The organism is Cysteiniphilum sp. (assembly GCF_057495195.1).
Map to the genome: position 1 here is coordinate 75,635 of NZ_JBXTEF010000069.1, position 18,861 is coordinate 94,495.

Annotated in this window: 11 protein-coding genes; 5 read left to right on the forward strand and 6 right to left on the reverse strand. The window is 38.3% G+C overall.

Annotated features, from left to right (window positions below):
- Positions 1–109: 109 nt before the first annotated feature.
- Complete coding sequence (locus ACY10D_RS06240; protein ID WP_486999904.1) at positions 110–859, reverse strand: TatD family hydrolase; 750 nt, start codon at positions 857–859, stop codon at positions 110–112.
- Between the two features lie 102 nt (positions 860–961).
- Here ACY10D_RS06240 and ACY10D_RS06245 point away from each other — a divergent pair, with 102 nt between their 5' ends.
- The gene (locus ACY10D_RS06245; RefSeq protein WP_486999905.1) at positions 962–2,308 is read left to right on the forward strand and encodes an alanine/glycine:cation symporter family protein; all 1,347 of its coding nucleotides are present in this window, start codon (positions 962–964) and stop codon (positions 2,306–2,308) included.
- 209 nt (positions 2,309–2,517) lie between these two features.
- Here the strand turns inward: ACY10D_RS06245 and ACY10D_RS06250 are convergent, their stop codons facing one another.
- From ACY10D_RS06250 to ACY10D_RS06265, 4 genes are all read right to left on the reverse strand, one after another.
- Positions 2,518–2,778: a BolA family protein gene (locus ACY10D_RS06250; RefSeq protein ID WP_486999906.1), complete on the reverse strand. Its 261-nt coding sequence runs from the start codon at positions 2,776–2,778 to the stop codon at positions 2,518–2,520.
- A 4-nt stretch (positions 2,779–2,782) separates the two neighbouring features.
- Complete coding sequence (locus ACY10D_RS06255; protein WP_486999907.1) at positions 2,783–3,367, reverse strand: 5-formyltetrahydrofolate cyclo-ligase; 585 nt, start codon at positions 3,365–3,367, stop codon at positions 2,783–2,785.
- A 159-nt stretch (positions 3,368–3,526) separates the two neighbouring features.
- A complete protein-coding gene (secB, locus tag ACY10D_RS06260) occupies positions 3,527–3,985 on the reverse strand; it encodes a protein-export chaperone SecB (protein ID WP_192484056.1) in 459 nt (152 codons plus the stop codon).
- Between the two features lie 120 nt (positions 3,986–4,105).
- Entirely contained in the window at positions 4,106–4,993 is an 888-nt protein-coding gene (locus tag ACY10D_RS06265; protein WP_486999908.1) for an NAD(+) kinase, read from the reverse strand.
- A gap of 313 nt (positions 4,994–5,306) precedes the next feature.
- Here ACY10D_RS06265 and nadA point away from each other — a divergent pair, with 313 nt between their 5' ends.
- Together nadA and nadC are read left to right on the forward strand one after the other, a co-directional pair.
- A complete protein-coding gene (gene nadA, locus ACY10D_RS06270) occupies positions 5,307–6,344 on the forward strand; it encodes a quinolinate synthase NadA (RefSeq protein WP_486999909.1) in 1,038 nt (345 codons plus the stop codon).
- Entirely contained in the window at positions 6,341–7,207 is an 867-nt protein-coding gene (nadC, locus tag ACY10D_RS06275) for a carboxylating nicotinate-nucleotide diphosphorylase (RefSeq protein WP_486999910.1), read from the forward strand. The genes nadA and nadC overlap by 4 nt, the downstream gene beginning before the upstream one ends.
- 3 nt (positions 7,208–7,210) lie before the next feature.
- Here nadC and ACY10D_RS06280 read toward each other — a convergent pair whose 3' ends face one another.
- Positions 7,211–9,688: a beta-1,3-glucanase family protein gene (locus tag ACY10D_RS06280; RefSeq protein WP_486999911.1), complete on the reverse strand. Its 2,478-nt coding sequence runs from the start codon at positions 9,686–9,688 to the stop codon at positions 7,211–7,213.
- 413 nt (positions 9,689–10,101) lie between these two features.
- On the opposite strand from ACY10D_RS06280, the gene ACY10D_RS06285 reads away from it, so the two are divergent.
- Both ACY10D_RS06285 and ACY10D_RS06290 read left to right on the forward strand, forming a co-directional pair.
- Complete coding sequence (locus ACY10D_RS06285; RefSeq protein WP_486999912.1) at positions 10,102–10,266, forward strand: hypothetical protein; 165 nt, start codon at positions 10,102–10,104, stop codon at positions 10,264–10,266.
- Positions 10,267–10,276: 10 nt separating this feature from the next.
- Positions 10,277–18,841 (forward strand): hypothetical protein, encoded by an 8,565-nt coding sequence (locus ACY10D_RS06290; protein ID WP_486999913.1) that lies wholly within the window; start codon positions 10,277–10,279, stop codon positions 18,839–18,841.
- The last annotated feature ends 20 nt before the right edge of the window (positions 18,842–18,861 follow it).

Below are 18,861 nucleotides of genomic sequence, written 5' to 3' on the forward strand. Positions count from 1 at the left end.
CAAAACATTGTGTGGCAATATATCACAAAGCGTGGTGTCACAGTAGTGTATTATTGGCTTTTGCTAGATAAAAACGGCAAAATATTTGGGATAAGTGATATCGGTTGCTCTAAATAATCTGTTGTGCATTTTGTAGCAGTATACGATGTATTTGATCTTTAGAAAGATTAAAAATGTCAACCAAAAGATCGCGTGTTTGCAATAGAGATAATGGTGTGTTTATTTTGTTTTCACTATTTGGTATTGGCATATCAGGTGAATCGGTTTCCAGTAAGATATTTTCAATGCCTATGCGTTTTAAGACATTCGGTAATTTGCTATTAGGGTAATGCAAAATGCTGCCAATACCTAGTTTAAAACCAAAATCGCAATAGGCTTTTGCAATATTAAAACTACCAGAGAATGCATGAATAATACCACCGTGTGTAAAATGATGATGTTTTAATGTGGCGATGACTTCATTATGTGCTTTAACGCTATGAATAATCACAGGCTTTTGTAAATCTTGAGCAATCGCTAGTTGTTCATTAAAAAAGAACAGTTGCTGATCGAAACTTTCTAAATAGCGCTTGTCTAAACCGATTTCACCAATCAGTGGAATATGATGTGTTAGAAGCCACGGTTTCAGCGTACTAAGGTGTTCCTTCTGATGCTGTTCAACAAAGCATGGATGTAAGCCCAATGCCGATGTAATTGATAGGTATTGTATACTTAAATCAATCACTCTTTGCCAGTTACTAAACGCTATAGCCGGATTGATAAAGTGAGTAATATTTTTTTCAACACAATTATCTAAAAGCGTGTTGCGCATGCCATCAAAACAAGGGAAATCAAGATGGCAATGACTATCTATAAGCATAAAAGTCAGTGTTATTTACAAATCATGTGCAATATTGTAATGCAAATAAATGTTTTATTGCTATAGTCAATAGTGTTTGGATGTTCAGTGGAGGAAAGAATAATGGAGTTTATTCATAGTATAGTAGCATCAATCAATGGCTATGTATGGGGTCCATACATGTTGGTGCTTATCTTAGGCGTTGGCTTGTTTTTGATGTTGGGATTGGCGTTCTTGCCATTAAGAAAACTAGGGTTTGGTTTTAAACTATTATTTGGGCGTAAAAGAAGTGATAGTAAAGAAAAAGCAGGAGAGATCTCACCTTTTCAAGCATTAATGACAGCACTCTCGGCAACGATTGGAACAGGTAATATTGCAGGAGTTGCAACTGCCATTGCCATTGGTGGGCCAGGTGCAATATTCTGGATGTGGTGCACGGCATTAGTCGGCATGGCAACGAAATACTCCGAAGCGGTATTAGCGGTGAATTTTCGTGAGGTAGATCAAAAGGGCGCCTATGTTGGCGGTCCTATGTATTACATCAAAAATGGCTTAGGTAAACGTTTTGTCTGGCTTGGTATACTTTTTGCTATATTCGGTTCTGTTGCAGGATTTGGTATTGGTAATATGGTGCAAATTAACTCAATGGCAGATGTCATGAGTCAAAACTTATATATTCCCAGTTATATCACTGGCACATTTGTCGCATTATTAGTTGCCTTAGTATTGCTTGGAGGTATCAAGCGAATTGCTGAGGTTGCCAGTAAGATTGTCCCTTTTATGGCAGTGGTCTATTTTGTTAGTTGTCTTACTGCGATTATCTTAAATATCAGCGCTTTGCCAGATGCTTTTGCTTTGATTTTAAACCATGCATTTAATCCCATTGCTGCTACTGGTGGCTTTGCAGGTGCGGGTGTGATGCTTGCTATCCAAATGGGTGTTGCCCGAGGCATATTTTCTAATGAAGCGGGTTTGGGATCTGCCCCTATTGCCCATGCTGCAGCTAAAACCAATAGCCCCGTCAAGCAGGGCACAATTGCGATGCTTGGCACATTTATCGATACGATTGTTATTTGCACGATGACAGGTCTTGTTATTATCCTATCTGGGCAGTGGAGTGGTGGCTTAAATGGTGCAAGTCTCTCGTCAGAGGCGATGAATACCTTAATGCCAAATTTTGGCGCTTGGGTAATTACCTTTGGTTTGATTTTATTTGCATTTACGACCATTCTAGGGTGGAGTTACTATGGTGAGCGCTGTGTTGAGTTTTTATTCGGTGTGAAAGCGATTATTCCTTTTCGGATAATTTGGGTGATTGCAATTCCAATTGGTGCAGTGCTAAAGCTTGATTTTGTCTGGTTATTAGCAGATACCTTAAATGGCTTAATGGCGCTACCTAACTTGATTGCATTGTTGCTATTAAGCCCAGTGGTATTTAAGTTATCTTATGCCTATTTTCGTAAAAAATAAGTCGGCTATGACCATATTTCCGCTCACTTTGATTGCGTAAACGTTGGCTGAGCGTAAGTCAAAGCCTCTATGAAGTATGATTTTCCTAAGCTTACACACTTCGACTAATGTTCAGTGCATCGCTTCGGCTAATGCTCAGGGTACGGTGAGTACTTGTGGGTGAATATTTAGTCTTAGCCAATACGTTATATTACTCGTAAATCACTCATTTAGCTTTTATCAATCTGAATCGATAGCGCATGGATTTGAGTTTGCATGAGCTCACCTAAACAAGCATAGATTGCTTGATGTGCTTTGAGTGTGCTAAATGGATTAAGCTTGTCACTGGCAATGCGCAGTTTAAAATGCAATTTCCCAGCTTGAAACTGTTTATGTTTATGGTGTTTATGGGTCTCGTCAATAAGCTCTAATCTAGAAGGTGAGAACGCTTTCTCAAGTTTATCAATAATTTCTTTCTCTAATATATTCATATAATCAGCGAATGATTCGTGTTGGTGTAATAATGGTGTCCATTTTAATATCCCAATCATTCATTGCAATGGGCGTATGTTCAAATTTGTCAAATTGTTGTTCATCAAAGGCAATACCAACAAACTCAGTATTATTACAAGCTTTGCATAATGCTAATGCGCTATCATAAAATCCACCACCCATGCCAATGCGATTTTTATGTGAATCAAATCCAACCAGTGGCACGATAATCATATCAAGTTCCCATGGGGCTAAAATGTCTTCAGCAATAAATAATGGTTCTTCTAAGTGATATTTATTAAGTCGTTTGTTCTTTGTTTGTCGAGCAAAAAAAAGTTGACGCTTTTTAAATGGGTGCAATACCGGATAGTAAAGCGCGTGAGTTTCACTTAAAACCTCATCAATCCATCGTGGTGAGACTTCTTCATCAGACGCATAATAGCTTGCTATTTTTTTCGGACTTGAAGTTAATAAAGACTCGTAATAGTTAAAAAAAATCCTTTGCAGCTCTTGAGAATATGCTATTTTTTGTGTCTTAGGAATTGCTTGCCGTTGTCGGCGTAAAGTTTTACGAATACTTTGTTGCATAGCAAATATAACTATTAGAAATAAAGCTCATTGTATGAGAAAAAATACAAATAAGTCGATGCAAAATTGCAGGTTGTAAAAATAAATTTAGCCGCGTGTATAAAATCTGCTTAAAAATATTTTCAATATCAGCAAAACGGCATATGCTGTTTTTCAGATTTAGTGTTGTGTTTGCTCACCTGATTGCTGTTGCGCAAGTCGTTGCATATAAAGTGCATCAAAGTTAATAGGTGCTAGATTAATCTGTGGGAATCCACCACGATTAATTAGGCTATCAATGGTTTCTTTGGCATATGGGAATAGTGTGGTTGGGCAGAAAGCACCTAGCATTGGGGCAATTTGATCTTCTGGCATATTTTGTAAAGTGAAAATACCTGCTTGTGAAACTTCAATTAAATAAGCATTGTTGTCACTATTTTTAACGGTAACAGTTAAGCTTAATTCAACTTCGTATACATCATTATCAAGCTTTGATGATGTCGTATCGACGTTAACATTAGCCTCAGGTTGCCATTGTGCTTTGAAAACATCAGGTGTACTTGGCGCTTCAAATGAAATGTCTTTGGTATAAATTTTTTGAATAACGAAGTTAGGTTGATTGTTTTGCGTGTTTTCCATGTTTAATCCTATTATTTTACTGTTTTCATTATCATTTCTTGTCAAATTTAAGCCGTTATTATGCCCGATCAAAGCCCAAATACAATAGTTTTACTGGCAAACAAAGGCATTGATTAGAATTTAAGGAAAGAGCATTTTGCCCCAATGAAGTTTTGAACGTAATGAGTGAAAATAGTCATAATCCAGAGGGTGCAATATCGTTACTGATTTTGGGCAGCGACTAAGCTTAATAGTATCCCCTGGCGAGAGTTGTAATTTCATATGGCCATCAAAACTTAAGCTTGGTTCTGGATTATTATACTCGCCAACAGTAATTTGAATATCACAATTAGCATTTAAAACAATCGGGCGGCTATTTAAGGAGTGCGAGAACATCGGCACCATAACGATGGCGTCAAGTCCAGGATGCATAATAGGGCCTCCTGCCGATAGTGCATGCGCGGTTGAACCGGTAGGGGTTGCAATAATCATACCATCAGCACGTTGGTCAAAAGCGTAGCGACCATCGATGTGGACATGCATCTGAAATAAACGACTATGTTGACCTGCGGCAATGACAATATCATTTAATGCAACGGTTTTTTCAGGTGGGCAGATGTCGCTTTTGATTGATGCTTGTAACATAAAGCGTTGTTCTTGTTGGTAATTCCCCTCAAGCACATCAAACAAACGTGTATTTAGTTCATCGGGATTAACATCGGTTAAAAATCCCAATTTGCCACGGTTAATCCCGACAATGGGGATACTACTTAGCAAAGATAAGCTTCTTGCCGCATTTAAGAAATTACCATCCCCGCCAACAACCACAGCAACATCGCAGTGCTTAGCAATTGCTTTTAAGTCATAACCTTCACCAAAACGATGATCTAAACTCTCCGCTGTTTCAGCTTCAAGATAAATACGTGCTGAGTGCTCAATCAATGTATGTGCTAGATATTCAACGGTCTCAGAAACCGCTGGGTTATCGTGTGTGCCAATAATGGCAATTTTTTTAAAAATAAAACCCATACTATATAGATTGTCCTTAATTTTTTAAACCACAAAATGATACACCAACGCTACAAACTAAAGCGCATTATCATTGTTAATTGATTGGTTTATTGTCACTAAAAGTTGTTACGTATCATATATCAGTTAAGTATTCTTTACCAAATGCTTTTATCTAAAATTGTATGTGTCATCTATATAAATGGCATTGTTAAATATTTTAAGGTGCTAAGAAAGCGTGAAAAATAAGAAAAGTGCTGCTATTTTTTCTTATTTTTGATGGTCTGTGGTACACTCCGAAAACCTTTTATTAGTATATTAAAGTCATATTAGTATGATCAGTGATGTCGAATTTCAATCGCGTGTTGCTCAAGCTTGGCCAAAAACCGAAAGCTTACAGGTAACGGATGAACAAGAAAAAACCTTTTATCGTGAGAAAATAAAACGATTATTAAAAGAAAAAAATGCCTGTTTAATTGCGCACTACTATGTTGATGCAGATATTCAAGCATTGGCTGAAGAAACCGGTGGTATGCTAGGCGATTCATTAGCTATGGCGCGCTTTGGAAAGGATCATTCAGCAGATACACTTGTCGTTGCAGGTGTGCGCTTTATGGGCGAGAGTGCAAAGATTTTGTCACCTCATAAAAAAGTTATTATGCCGACATTAGAGGCCGAGTGTTCACTTGATGTAAGTTGCCAGGAAGAAGAGTTTAAAGCATTTATTGCTAAGCATCCTGATCGCACAGTTGTTGTTTATGTTAATACCTCAGCGCGTATTAAGGCCTTGGCTGATTGGACGGTTACCTCATCTAATGCTTTGCAAATTTGTGAGTATTTGGATGAACAAGATCAAAAGATTCTATGGGCACCAGATAAATACTTAGGGCGCTGGATTGAGAAGCAAACTGGGGCGGATATGGTGCATTACAATGGTGCGTGTGTTGTACATGAAGAGTTTAAGGCGCGTGCACTCCTTGATTTAAAAACGCAATATCCAGAAGCTGCTGTGTTAGTGCATCCAGAGTCACCTCAAGAGATTGTTGCATTAGCTGATGCGGTGGGCTCTACTTCACAATTATTGGAAGCATCAAAAAACTTAGCAAATCCTATTTTTATCGTGGCAACGGAAGCCGGTATTTTCTATAAGATGAAGCAAGCCTCACCGCATAAGGTATTTATTGAAGCGCCAACTATGGGAAATAGTGCGACATGTAAATCCTGTGCGCATTGTCCGTGGATGGGGATGAATACCTTAAAGAATCTCGCTGAAGTTTTAGAGAGTGGGGATAATGAGATTATCGTGCCAGATGATGTGCGTGAGCGTGCAATGGTGCCATTAACGCGAATGGTGGAGTTTAACAATAAATGAGTCATACACACTTACAAACCGAACAAATTACCGAAGTCCCAAAAGCGCTTGTGACAACCATGGTAACACAAGCATTGGCTGAGGATATTGATCAAGGTGATATTAATGCATTATTGATCAATGAAGATGAACAAGCTTGTGCACGTGTGATCACACGTGAACCGATGGTGATGTGCGGCTATGATTGGGTTAATGAAGTCTTCAGACAAGTTGATCCTAATTTAAAAATCCATTGGTATCATCATGATGGTGATGAAGTTCTTGCCAATAAAACACTTTTTGAAGTTGAGGGTTTAGCACGCAGTATCTTATCTGCTGAGCGCAATGCGCTTAATTTCTTACAGATGCTCTCAGCTGTTGCTACAAAAACGCGTGAATATGTCAAAGTGATTAAAGGCACTGAGTGCGCAATACTTGATACACGCAAAACGATTCCAGGGTTTCGCTTGGCGCAAAAATATGCCGTCACCTGTGGTGGAGGAATGAATCACCGCATTGGTTTATTTGATGCCTTTTTAATCAAAGAAAACCATATTGCAGCTTGTGATCACTCCATTACCAAGGCGATTGAAAAAGCGCGAGAAATCGCGCCACAGAAAATGGTTGAAGTCGAGGTTGAAAACTTTGATGAGCTTAATGAAGCACTTAAAGCACATGCTGATGTGATTATGCTTGATAATTTCTCATTAAGAGATATGCAAAAGGCCGTCAGTATTGCTAAGGGTAAAGCGCAACTTGAGGCCTCTGGTAATATGTCGCTTGATATGATTTATGCAGTTGCACAAACCGGCGTTGATTTTATCTCGATTGGTGCATTGACTAAAAACATTCAAGCGATTGATTTGTCGATGCGATTTTTATAAGCCTTAGTTTGGCTTAGTTAGGTCAACTGGTGTACTACCAGGCGCTGGATTTTCTGGGTTGTAATCATTGTCAGATGTTGGGCAGTTATTAGTAGCTGTTGAGCAGGCAAAGACTTGTGCTTGAAGTAAAGTATCTTTTAAGTTGGTCTTAGCAACAGTAATTGTTTGAGTTGTGGCATCAGCACTTGTTAGCGAGTAAACATCATTTTGGAAACCCGCTTGAGTGCCTAAAGTATAACCTTGTAGCCCAACATAGTATTGTACACCTTGCCCTTGACCTTGTGGAATACTCCAGTTAAGTGTTACATTGCAAGTATTGCCTGAACAGGTATAACCTGAATGTGATGTAATTGTTGCAGGCAATACATTGACTGTAGGTTGAGGATAGATTGCTGATCCTGTTGGTGGTGTTGTTTCATAATTATCTTGTCCTGGGCAGTTACCACCTGCAACATTTGAACAGGCAAAAACTTGCACTTGTAAACCATCAACATTACCTGTTTGAGCTGGTGCTGTTGTTACGTCTATTTGTGGTATCGTGATGGTTGCAGTGTAGTTTTGTGTGCCATTACCGTTGCTAGTTCCTGCAACAATACTTTGAGTCTGAGCCAAATCTGAAGCTGAAATGCCACTGTATAAGTTATTAGGCATCGCATAATAGCTGACACCAGCTTGTGCAGGTGCTGTAAATGAGACGGTTGCTGTGCAATTTGTACCATCGCAATATAAGGCATTAGCTTGTGATTGGCTATTATTAACACCTGTTATGGATGCTGGTTGAAATTGTGTTGGCACTGGAGGTGTTGGAATATTAACGCCACTCATATCACCAAGAACAACAGTCACTGGTTGGGTATTGTTGCTACCTGTCAATGTTCCGTCTTGTTTGGCAACATCATCATAGGCATACGCATAGGTATTAGGCATAATGTTGTGAATGGCTGCAGCATAAACATCATACCATGGATTGTTATGATTGCTTGAGATACTTGGATTGGTTGGGTTGTAAAAATTGCTATTTGCCTTATTCATTTTGAAATAGCAAATATTTAATAATGTGCCTACGCCACTTGTTGTTTGAGTGGCTGTGCAACTAACACCATCTTTATCACTACCATCTGGTGTTTCGGTATAAGAGCTACCATAGGCTGGTAATAAGCCAACCGACCACGCAGCTGCAAGATTTTTAATTAAAACACTTTGCAAGGTTTTGTTGGGTGTGGCAAAAGGTGTATTTGCTTCTCCGGGCTCAAAGAAACCTTTAGCAATAGCTGCGGTATCAGTCATATTAATTGAATAAGTAATGGCTTGTAGATGAGTTGATAATGTTGCATTCACTGCATCAACACCTAACTGATTGCTAAATATAAACTGATTATCACTATTAACTTTGCCAGTAAATTGATAAAGCTCAGGATATGTGTTTACAGGATATTTAGCCTGTCCTTTAGCAGGACCGTCTTGAATATAACCATATTTTTCACCTAATGGCATAGGGTTTTTAGCATCACCAACAAGCTCACGTGCATCAATGGTAATGGCATGTGTTTTATAATAGGTTGTGATGAATTTTACAAAATTATCAAGGTAAGTTCCTTTTGGAAAATCAGGTGCGATATGAGGGGCGGCAATACGAATCAGTGTATTCTGATAGTTGTGAATAAGCTTATTCCAGTCATTATCGCTGGTTTCAGCAGTTTGTAACGTGTGTGAAATTTTATTCATAATCTCAGTGCGTGTAATACCTGTATAGCTGCCATTATTTAATTGATACAAAGGAGCACCAGAATAAGGTTCAATCAGTCCATCTTGATTAGCTGATGTGCCATATTTAACTAAGCTAATTGGTAAGGAGAAAAAGTCTACTGAAGTAGGGTTGATCCAAAAGGTATTTTTTTGATCATAGGTAAATTCAAATTTATCATAAATAATATCATAACTTGGATCATTTACATTGCTATCATTTGGTGCTTGGTATGTCATCGTGCCATTGGGTTGCTTTAAACTCATCATGCTTAATTTATGATTAAGTGATACAAAAGCACGCCCACTTTGAACATGCGGGATATAAACAACAACACTGTTTGTTGCTGCATTATAGCCTGGGAGTGATTGGATACTCTGTGCCATATCACCAATGTTTTCTCCGGCGGTCGGTACTTCACACTTTCCAACAGTGATCGTATGAGCATCTAAACCTGAGCCAATTGTTTTACTTGAGAATTGCATCACACAAGTATTTGCTGGATCACTAAATGTTTGTGCAACCATTAGGAGATAAGCATGATTGATGTTACTGCTATCTTTTAGATTATTGACAATTTGTAAAGGAAAATAGCCGTTATCGGCAGTAACAGGTGTGTTAACCAGTGTTTGTAGTTTAGTAGAAATAGCAGGGGTGGTTGATGTTTGTGTAAGCGCAAAGCTTGTTGAACAAAGTAGTAATGAACTGGCAAGAATGCTTAAAGTTTTATATTTCATAACTTATCCTTCTTTATAAGATGGTTGTCAAGGGGGAGCAGTGTCTTATTTATTCTGCTGATTATTAATGAATCACTAGCTGCTGTTTACAAACCAGAAGTTCATTGATGGTTATCTTATGTTCAGAAAGATACTAAGACAATGAAACTAAAATGACTAAAAATGACTAACTTTATATATCTTTTGATTGAAATATTCATCATAGCAGCATTAGTAAAAAACCTAGGTATGATCAAATATTTAGCCCGATATAATCTGTTTGAAGAAACTATTTGATTAAAAAAAGATACGATGGGGTAGCCTTTAACATGTTTTGTTTTAACTATGTGCGATATTTATGTTTTGCAGCATATCTTTTACTTATTGTTGGGTGTGGCGTAAAAGGTGACGGGACGGATGAAACTAGGGTGTCCATGGGTACGAATGTTAGTTTGCCACACTATATCAAAGAGCATAGTAAAGCCCTAGTCGTCTTGAAACTCTCCAATGATAATGGTGATCCCTTAATTATCGGCAGTCATTCAGATGCAACCCATGACGTTAAAATCACAAATATTTTTATTAATAATATTTATTAATAATAAAGGAGTGAGTTTAGCCAAAGATTTGGCAGGTGCAGAAACTTGCTTTAATGATCAAGGTTTTTTTGAACGTTTTACACATGAGTGTACAATCCCTCTTTATGTTACGGCAAGCCAGTTAGGTGCGCTTAATTTTGATGTCAGTGTCAGCACGACAACAAATCAAGTTTTCGATAAGCATTTTTCGACAACCGTTAAGCCGCAAGGTGATGCGCTATTAGATGAACCAATACTCAATTTTTTATCTGCACATAATAATGATATTTTTCTAAGTCATGATACACAGAGCGTGACACTATTTAATCCAAGTATTATCCCTTTAAACAATGTTGCTTTATCGTATAATGGTAAAGTTGTTTCAAGGCAGCAGGTCATCCCTGCATTAGCTACTGTAGATATTTCGCTTAATACAGGTCATTTAAGCTCATCATTAAGCCAAGATGTATTTACGATTAGCGCTTCAAATATGCGTGATGATATTCAGTTGAAAACTTATAACAGTCAGGCATTTTCGTTTAATAATGTTTATATTAGTCAGCCGAGTCAACGCTATGAAATGACGATTATCCCTAAGCATGACTTAAAAGTAAGTGCTGTGAATATCATGCTGCCAAAGGGTGTGAGGATTGATGGCTATAACCCTTTAGTTGTTGGTGGTATCTTGCAAGCAAATCAACGTTATAGTCTATGGTTTGTTGCTGATACCGATAGCTTTGGTTCAGGCTTTGTCAGTGTAACAGGACAGTTTGATAAGCAAACTGAAGTATATATGGGTAACATTATGGTGGCGCCAATAAAACTACAAACGGACGTACCAATATTTACAGGCAATAGTAAGTCATATTATTTCACAATATATAATGATTCATCATTTGCTTGGCAGGGATTTTCTCAAGTCAATTTTGATGATAGTGAGTTTGTAAAAGATCAGCGCTTTTCTTATCTTTCTCAGCCACAGGATTGCTTGCACCTGACATCACTTAAACCAAACGAAGCCTGTAAGATATATTATAGCTACGTACCACCGCAAAAAGAGCAGCAAGATAGTGAGCCCTATTATCTAAAAATTAATGCGCTTGATAGCAATTTACAAGCTGATACTGAGATTCCTGTTTATGTTAAACCCATTGGGCAAAAGTTTTGGCGCTTTTATCATAAAATAAACGATACTGATTATTTGTACACACTTTACAATGGCAGCGACACAGCTGTTAGTACTAAGATACTAAGTAAGGGCGTTGATATGAGTAGTCAGCTAAAAAGGCATGCCTGTGAGTTTGTAAATCAAAGCGTTACTTTAGCAAGTCATGGGGTATGTCAGTTTAAGGTAGAAATTGGCAGTGAATCGGCAACGTTAGATATCAAAAATAATTTATTTAACACCAGAGATTATATTTTCCCTATACATGGTGTGTTGGCAAATATGGGTAGTCAAATCCATATGTTGTTATCACAAGGCTCGCAAGACAGTCAGACGATAGATGTCGCTAAGTTAGATCCTAAGATCAAATCAATACATAGTGCCATAGCAGATGAGCATGGAGATATTTATTTTGCAAGTGACGATATAAGTAATACGCTATTTAAGTATAGTAATGAGCAATTATTGCCATTAACACTCTCCCAAACCTATCCACAATTTCTGCAACACTTACTTTATGTTGATAGTATGCAAGCAATACTTGTTACAAGTTATAACCCTGTGACTAAGTTAAATAATGTTTATCAGGTTGCCAGTGACTTTAGTAGCGTTACCAAAGTTGCAAGTTTCACAGGCTCTATTCAATCATTGATTTTAGTTGGTAAAGAGCAAGCGTTACTTGCGATTAACACATCAAGTAACAGTGGGGTGCGGTACATTACTATAGTGCAGGATGCAAGCAAAACGCATATAGAGCCACTGATACATTTATTTGATAGTACGCGCTATATTATGGCGTTATCAAGTCAGAATGGGCTGATTAATATTCTTGTTAATTTGATGGGGCAGTTAACATGGTATCAATTATCAGAAAAAGGTGAGTTAATATCGCGCTTAATTGAAGTCAGCAATATTCTGCCATATGGATTGTTAAGTGCAATTACGGGCATTGATGATGCGTTTTATATCAGTAATTTACGTTCTCAATCTGGTAAATATTTACTTTATTTTACCGCAGGCAATAGTGTCAAAGAGGTTTATCAAAGTGCGAGTAATTATCAGCATATGACCTTGGCAAACCAAGGGGTTTATTATAGCGCCAAAAACCATGGTGGAACCTATGATATTAGTCAACTATCGCCAGCTCAAGAGCAAAAGACTAAAAGCAATAAAGTACTGATGTCTTTGAGCAATAACCCTGCGTTTATGCAGTCAGTGAAAAAAAGTGTCATCTCGACACAAGATTATGCAGTCTATTTACCGCAAAAAATCACATTGCAAGAAGGGCAAAATCACTCACTAACACCGGTTATTTTCCCAGAGGATAAAAGTTTGCATTATCAATGGGACTTTGCAAAAGAGGTATATAATGTAGATAGTGCGCAAAAAACAGTACAGATAACAGCACCGACATACCATAAAGATCATAATACCTACGACTTTAAATTAGTCGTTGCCGATAGCAAAGGCAATAAACAAACTGTTTTCTCCTCACTTGAGGTGCTGCCTGATAGTAAAAAGAAAGCAACAGCAAATGCCGGTTTAGCTCAGTCAGTAGAGGAAGGTAAAATACACCAAGTACTTGCTAGTGCCATTGCTGGAGAAGGTAGGTCTATCAGCTCATATCATTGGCATGGCAATGGTGCAAATTATTTAAGTGATCCCAATGTATTACAACCAATTTTCACAGCACCTGCTTATAAGGGAGCTTTGCAAGATAAGTATGAACTAACGTTGAATGTGATAGATAATGCAGGCATTGTTAGTGAGCCTAGTAGTGTTATTTATACGGTAACGCCAGATGCGCTATTAGAACCAAGTGTTGAGATTATAGCAGATACACAGGTAACAGAGGGGCAAAAGATAACATTAGAAGCAAAAGCAACCGCAAAAGGTCAGCGCAGTATCCCTGAGGATAACTACCACTGGATAATACCCAAAGGTTGGGAGGTTATAGGCAATCGCAATCATAAACAATTAACAGTAAAAGTGCCTAAATATACAACAAAAGGTATTAAAAGCAGCTTTAAAGTTTCGGTGATTGATAGCGTAGGTGCCAAGAGTGCTCAAGCAGATCATAGTATTGAAATCATGGCGGATGAAGGTTTAAAGCCAAAGGTAAGTTTAGGTAGTGATCGCACGGTGATTGAAGGGCAAAGCATTACTATTAAAGCACTTGCTCAAGCAGGTGATGGCCGATCAATTAGTAAATATCAGTTTTCTGGTTCAGCGGTAGCACATTTGAAAGGACAAGACCAAGAAAGGGTCTTTACAGCACCGAGCTTTTCAGGTGGTGACGATAAATATCAATTACAAGTGATCGCAATTGATAATACCGGAATTCAAAGTGAACCCGCATCTATTCATATCATTGTGACGTCTGATAGCAGTAAAGATCCGATTATAAATAGTATTAGTGACAATAAGGATGGTAAGGTAATTGAAGGTGATGACATTACTTTAATAGCGCATGCACAAGCTAGTAATGGTAGAAGTATTCCTACCAATGCTTATCATTGGCTAATAAAAAATAAGGCATGGAAAATAGATGGGGAAAGTGATAAAAGTGAGCTTCATTTACAAGCTCCTGCTTATAGTGGTTCCTCTGAAGATGAGCTTGAGGTAAGCTTATTTGTCACCGATAACACACAGCAATCAAGTGCGACAGTCAGTCATACTATTATTGTTATGCCTGATTCAAAATTGAAGCCTGAAATTATCATGGTTAACCCTCTAAGAAAAGTAACAGAGGGGCAGTTAGTAAATGTTGATAACATTACGGTACAAGCAAAAGGGCAGCGTCAAATTACCAGCTATAAATGGGTAGCTAGCGGTGGTATTCAGTTAAACGGTTCAAACACCTTAAGTCCCAGTTTTACAGCGCCAGCTTATCAATTAAACGGTAATGAATATCATTTGGAGCTGACAGTGACTGACTCAACAGGGCAGATATCAACAAAAATACTTAAATATATTGTAGAAGCTAAGAGCGCTCTAAAGCCCACAGTAACAATTCAAGGCAATAAAGAGGTTACTGAAAATCAAGAGATCACCTTAAGTGCTGATGCACAAGCCAAAGGTGGGCGCAATATTCCAGAGAGTAATTATCATTGGATAATTCCTAAGGGCTGGGAAATTGTAGGAGATAAAGAAGGAAAGCATATTACCTTAAAAGCACCGGCATACAGTGGATTAGGTCAAGAAGGTAAGCTTGCGTTAACGGTTATTGATAGCTCAGGGATAAGTAGTGATCAAACAATATTAACAATATCTGTTAACCCTGATGATACACTTAAGCCAACAGCGAATGCAGGAGGTAATCAAACAATAGAGGAGGGACAGTCTTATCAAGTATTAGGATCAAGCAAGGCAAAGGGTAATCGATATATTAAATCTTACACATGGAGTGGTAATGGTGCAAAGTATCTAACATCAGGGAAAGATACCGCGACACCTACATTTACAGCCCCAGCATATAAGGGTGGCGCAGATAGCTATCGTTTATCTTTGGTTGTTACTGATAATACAGGTGTTAACAGTGCTGCTAGTACAGTGACTTATACAATTCAAGCAAATAGCAGTCTAAAGCCCACAGTAACAATCCAAGGCGCTACAGAGGTTACAGAAAGTCAACAGGTCACCTTAAATGCTAACGCACAAGCCAAAGGTGGACGCAATATCCCAGAGAATAAATATCATTGGCTGATCCCACAGAGATGGGAGGTTGTCGGAGATAAGACAGCAAAACACATTACCTTAAAAGCACCGGCGTATAGCGGACTGGGTCAAGAAGGTGAGGTTGCATTAACCGTTATTGATAATACAGGGGTAAGTAGTGATCAAACAACCTTGAGCATATCCGTTGATCCTGATGATGCACTTAAGCCAACGGCCAATGCTGGAGGTAACCAAATAATAGAGGAAGGTCAATCTCGCCAAGTATCAGGCTTAGGGAATCCAAAGGGTAATCGATATATTAAATCTTACACATGGAGCGGTGGTGGTGCGCAGCATTTAACATCAGGAAGAGAAACAGCGACACCCGTATTTACAGCACCCGCATATAATGGCGTCTCAGATAGCTATCATTTATCTTTGGTTGTTACCGATAATACAGGGGTTAAAAGTGTTGCTAATACGGTGAATTATACAGTAAAAGCAAATAGCAGTTTAAAGCCGACGGTTACAATCCAAGGAAATAAACAGGTTATAGAAAACCAAGAGATCACCTTAAATGCTAATGCACAAGCAAAGGGTGGGCGCAATATTCCAGAGGATAATTATCATTGGCTTATCCCTAAGGGTTGGGCGTTGATAGGAGATCAACACGCAAAGCATATTACTTTAAAAGCACCTGCATATAGTGGGTCAGATCAACAAGGTGAAATAGGATTAACAGTTATAGACAGCACAGGGGTAAGTAGTGATCACGTCATATTAACTATATCAGTTGGTGCGGATAGTGCTCTAGCGCCAACGGTGATATTAGGCGGAAACCATCGTGTTATTGAAGGAGAGAAGGTAAATATTAATGCAATAGTTAATGCAGGTGTTGGACGAAATATTGAAGACTATCAATGGTCAGGAACTGCTATGATGCATACAACAGGAGACGATACACATAAACAGTTTACTGCACCTATGTTTAATCAAGGTGGTACAAATAGCTATATGCTTAAATTAACCGTGACCGATAATACCGGAGTGCAAACTGAACAATCGATAATAATTAATGTACTTGAAAATGTGCAATTACAAATAGTCGCAACAAAACCATTACCTGAAAATATTATGATTAATCAACTTTATAAAGTGCAGTTCCGCTTAATAAATCAAGGCAATCGAATTGCCAAAGGCTTAGGAAGCATTATTTTCTCTGATGGCTTGCAGCAAAGTAGTAGTACTTGCTCTCAAGACTTAGGCATCGGTAACTCGTGTGAGATTACTGCTGTATTTGAAACAGCGACTAAAGGTGCGTATACGCCTACGATAAAAGTAGTTTATACAAATAAGGCACAGATGATGGCAAGTGCTGGAAGTACTGTGGCTACTGAAGTTGAAGCTTTACATTGGGACTTTGCAAAAGAAGGTGACAGGCGTTTTTCCGGTGCTACTTTGGGCTATAAAGATAAGTTTATCAATGATAATGCACAATTACTTGCCTATGTAAATGTAGCGGATTTGCAAGCAACTACAAATACAGAGGTATCTGGTTTACCAAGTAAGTTGACCGATAAAGAAGCCACTGGTAATCCTGATCACACGGCTTTTAGCGCCGAGCTTAAAAATGCGCAAGGCAAAGTTGTCAGCTTTAATTTTAAAGGTTATAGAAGTCTTATCGATGGCAGTCGTTGGTTCCCATTAAATAGGGTAATTGATCAAATGTTAGATAAAAACCAAATGGTTTTTCAGTTAGTCAAAACAGCTGCTTATGATCAAGCACACTCAGGTCGTTATACAGGACATGTATTAATGAGTGTTAAAGGTCCTGACTTTGGTTATCAGTTGATATACGATGTGGCTTTAACCATCATAATATATCAAGCCCCAAGCATTACAATGCCAGATAATGGTAATATCATTGAGCAAACCAATAAAGCGTTAAGTGCTACGGTTCAGGGCGATACAAGCGCACCAGATCAGACTCTTAGCTACCATTGGCAGGCATCAAATGCTCATGTCATAATCAATAATGCGAATCAATTAAACGCAAGCTTTGATGTGCCAGCTTATCATGCTAATGGTAACAATCAATATACATTCACTTTAACGGTGACAAATGCTTATGGCAAATCATCAACTGGGCAGGTGACCTATCAAGTAACCCCTAATGATGATTTTTTACCGACAGTTAGTATTAGTGGTGTGAGCGGTATTATAGAGTCTCATGAGCTTACCTTAAATGCTGGCGCACAAGCTAAAGGTGGGCGAAGTATAAGCCATTATACTTGGCATATTCCCTCGTCTTGGCAAATCATTAGTGGTGCTGATCAAGAGCAGGTTACCATTAAAGCACCTCAATATAAATCAGCAGGGCAAAGTGCTAATATCTCTGTAGAGGTGACAGATAGTGAAGGTTTTAAAGCAAATGCACAGCATTCAATCGCAATTAAACCAGATCCCGCACTAGCGCCAAATGTTACTTTGGGCGCAGATCAGGATATTCTTGAAGGTCAGGATACGCGTTTAAATGCGCAAGCAAGCGCCGGAAAAGGGCGCAGTATCCCGAGTAATAATTATTATTGGAGTGCGAGCTGTGGTAATTGTTTAAGTGCGGGCAATGTCTATAATCCAGTGTTTACAGCACCAGCTTATAGCTCTCACCACTCCAACAATTATAGTATATCTGTAGAAGTTGAAGATAGCGCTGGTGTGAGAAGTAAACCAGCAGTTGTAAGTTATAAAGTCAAAGATAAGAGCAATTTACTAATAGTGACCCATATGGAGATTACGACAAATGGTGCTTTAGCAAGTGGATATCCCATTTTTGCTAATGGGCTACATGAAGCGCCTATTTATATGAAGCTAACATTTGAATCTGGTTCAAAAAGGTTGACGCCTCAAGAAATAACAGATCATGTTACGTTATATAATTATGATACGGACACCAAACTGTATTGGAAGAGTTCAAGCTCTGACAATGGATATATGGGGGCGTTTTATTGGAATGTGGATAATGGATTTAATTTAGCGATGCCAGAGTTTAAAGGAGCTTCTGATCAAACAAATAATAATGGTGATAGTGAGATCGGTATAGATTATTTTATGACAAAGCAAGTGGGGTCTTATGCTGTTTGCGGGAGAATTACTCAATTTGATGGGAAAGTAATATCAACATGTAAGGATGGGACTAACAAACCTTTATATATTAACGCGATACCCTCAAAACACTATCAATCAGATCAGTTCTTTACTCGGGCGAATTATACTACATATTATAGTTGGACCGCTGGATTGTGTTGGATGTATAACATTAATGAGTTTAGATTAATAGATTCGTTACAAAAATCTGGATATTTATTGCATGCAATGACTGATGTGACAGGAAGAAATGCTATGGATTGGAATCTTGGTGGCTCCAATTATAATATTGCTGAAGGAATGGGAGGGGTCAATAATGGCTTAACTAACTCTACGAATTATGGTGAAGGTGCATTGAGTGATAAAACACAAGTACGATATCATGATAGCAGCTCTTGGCTTACCTTATATAATGCACACATCTATGATAAAGGGGAAAAATTCTATAGCAAAGGAGTTAATGGTGTGTTTTATATAGCTACGTGGCATGGACCAGGTGGTAGTGGAAATTGGGGTGCTGCTCAATCACACAAATTAAGTGGCAGTGATAATTTTGGGAATCCTATTAATGTATGGTTAAATGTATGTGCAGGTTCTTATGGTTATGATGGAAAATGCAATCAAAATTAAAGCGTATAACTTGATTTTCT

What these genes read in the sequence shown, in the direction of transcription:
- ACY10D_RS06255 (WP_486999907.1), bottom strand. Translation starts at nt 3,367, where the DNA reads ATGCAACAAAGTATTCGTAAAACTTTACGCCGACAACGGCAAGCAATT.
- ACY10D_RS06240 (WP_486999904.1), bottom strand. Translation starts at nt 859, where the DNA reads ATGCTTATAGATAGTCATTGCCATCTTGATTTCCCTTGTTTTGATGGC.
- ACY10D_RS06265 (WP_486999908.1), bottom strand. Translation starts at nt 4,993, where the DNA reads ATGGGTTTTATTTTTAAAAAAATTGCCATTATTGGCACACACGATAAC.
- ACY10D_RS06280 (WP_486999911.1), bottom strand. Translation starts at nt 9,688, where the DNA reads ATGAAATATAAAACTTTAAGCATTCTTGCCAGTTCATTACTACTTTGT.
- nadC (WP_486999910.1), top strand. Translation starts at nt 6,341, where the DNA reads ATGAGTCATACACACTTACAAACCGAACAAATTACCGAAGTCCCAAAA.
- ACY10D_RS06285 (WP_486999912.1), top strand. Translation starts at nt 10,102, where the DNA reads ATGGGTACGAATGTTAGTTTGCCACACTATATCAAAGAGCATAGTAAA.
- nadA (WP_486999909.1), top strand. Translation starts at nt 5,307, where the DNA reads ATGATCAGTGATGTCGAATTTCAATCGCGTGTTGCTCAAGCTTGGCCA.
- ACY10D_RS06245 (WP_486999905.1), top strand. Translation starts at nt 962, where the DNA reads ATGGAGTTTATTCATAGTATAGTAGCATCAATCAATGGCTATGTATGG.
- ACY10D_RS06250 (WP_486999906.1), bottom strand. Translation starts at nt 2,778, where the DNA reads ATGAATATATTAGAGAAAGAAATTATTGATAAACTTGAGAAAGCGTTC.
- secB (WP_192484056.1), bottom strand. Translation starts at nt 3,985, where the DNA reads ATGGAAAACACGCAAAACAATCAACCTAACTTCGTTATTCAAAAAATT.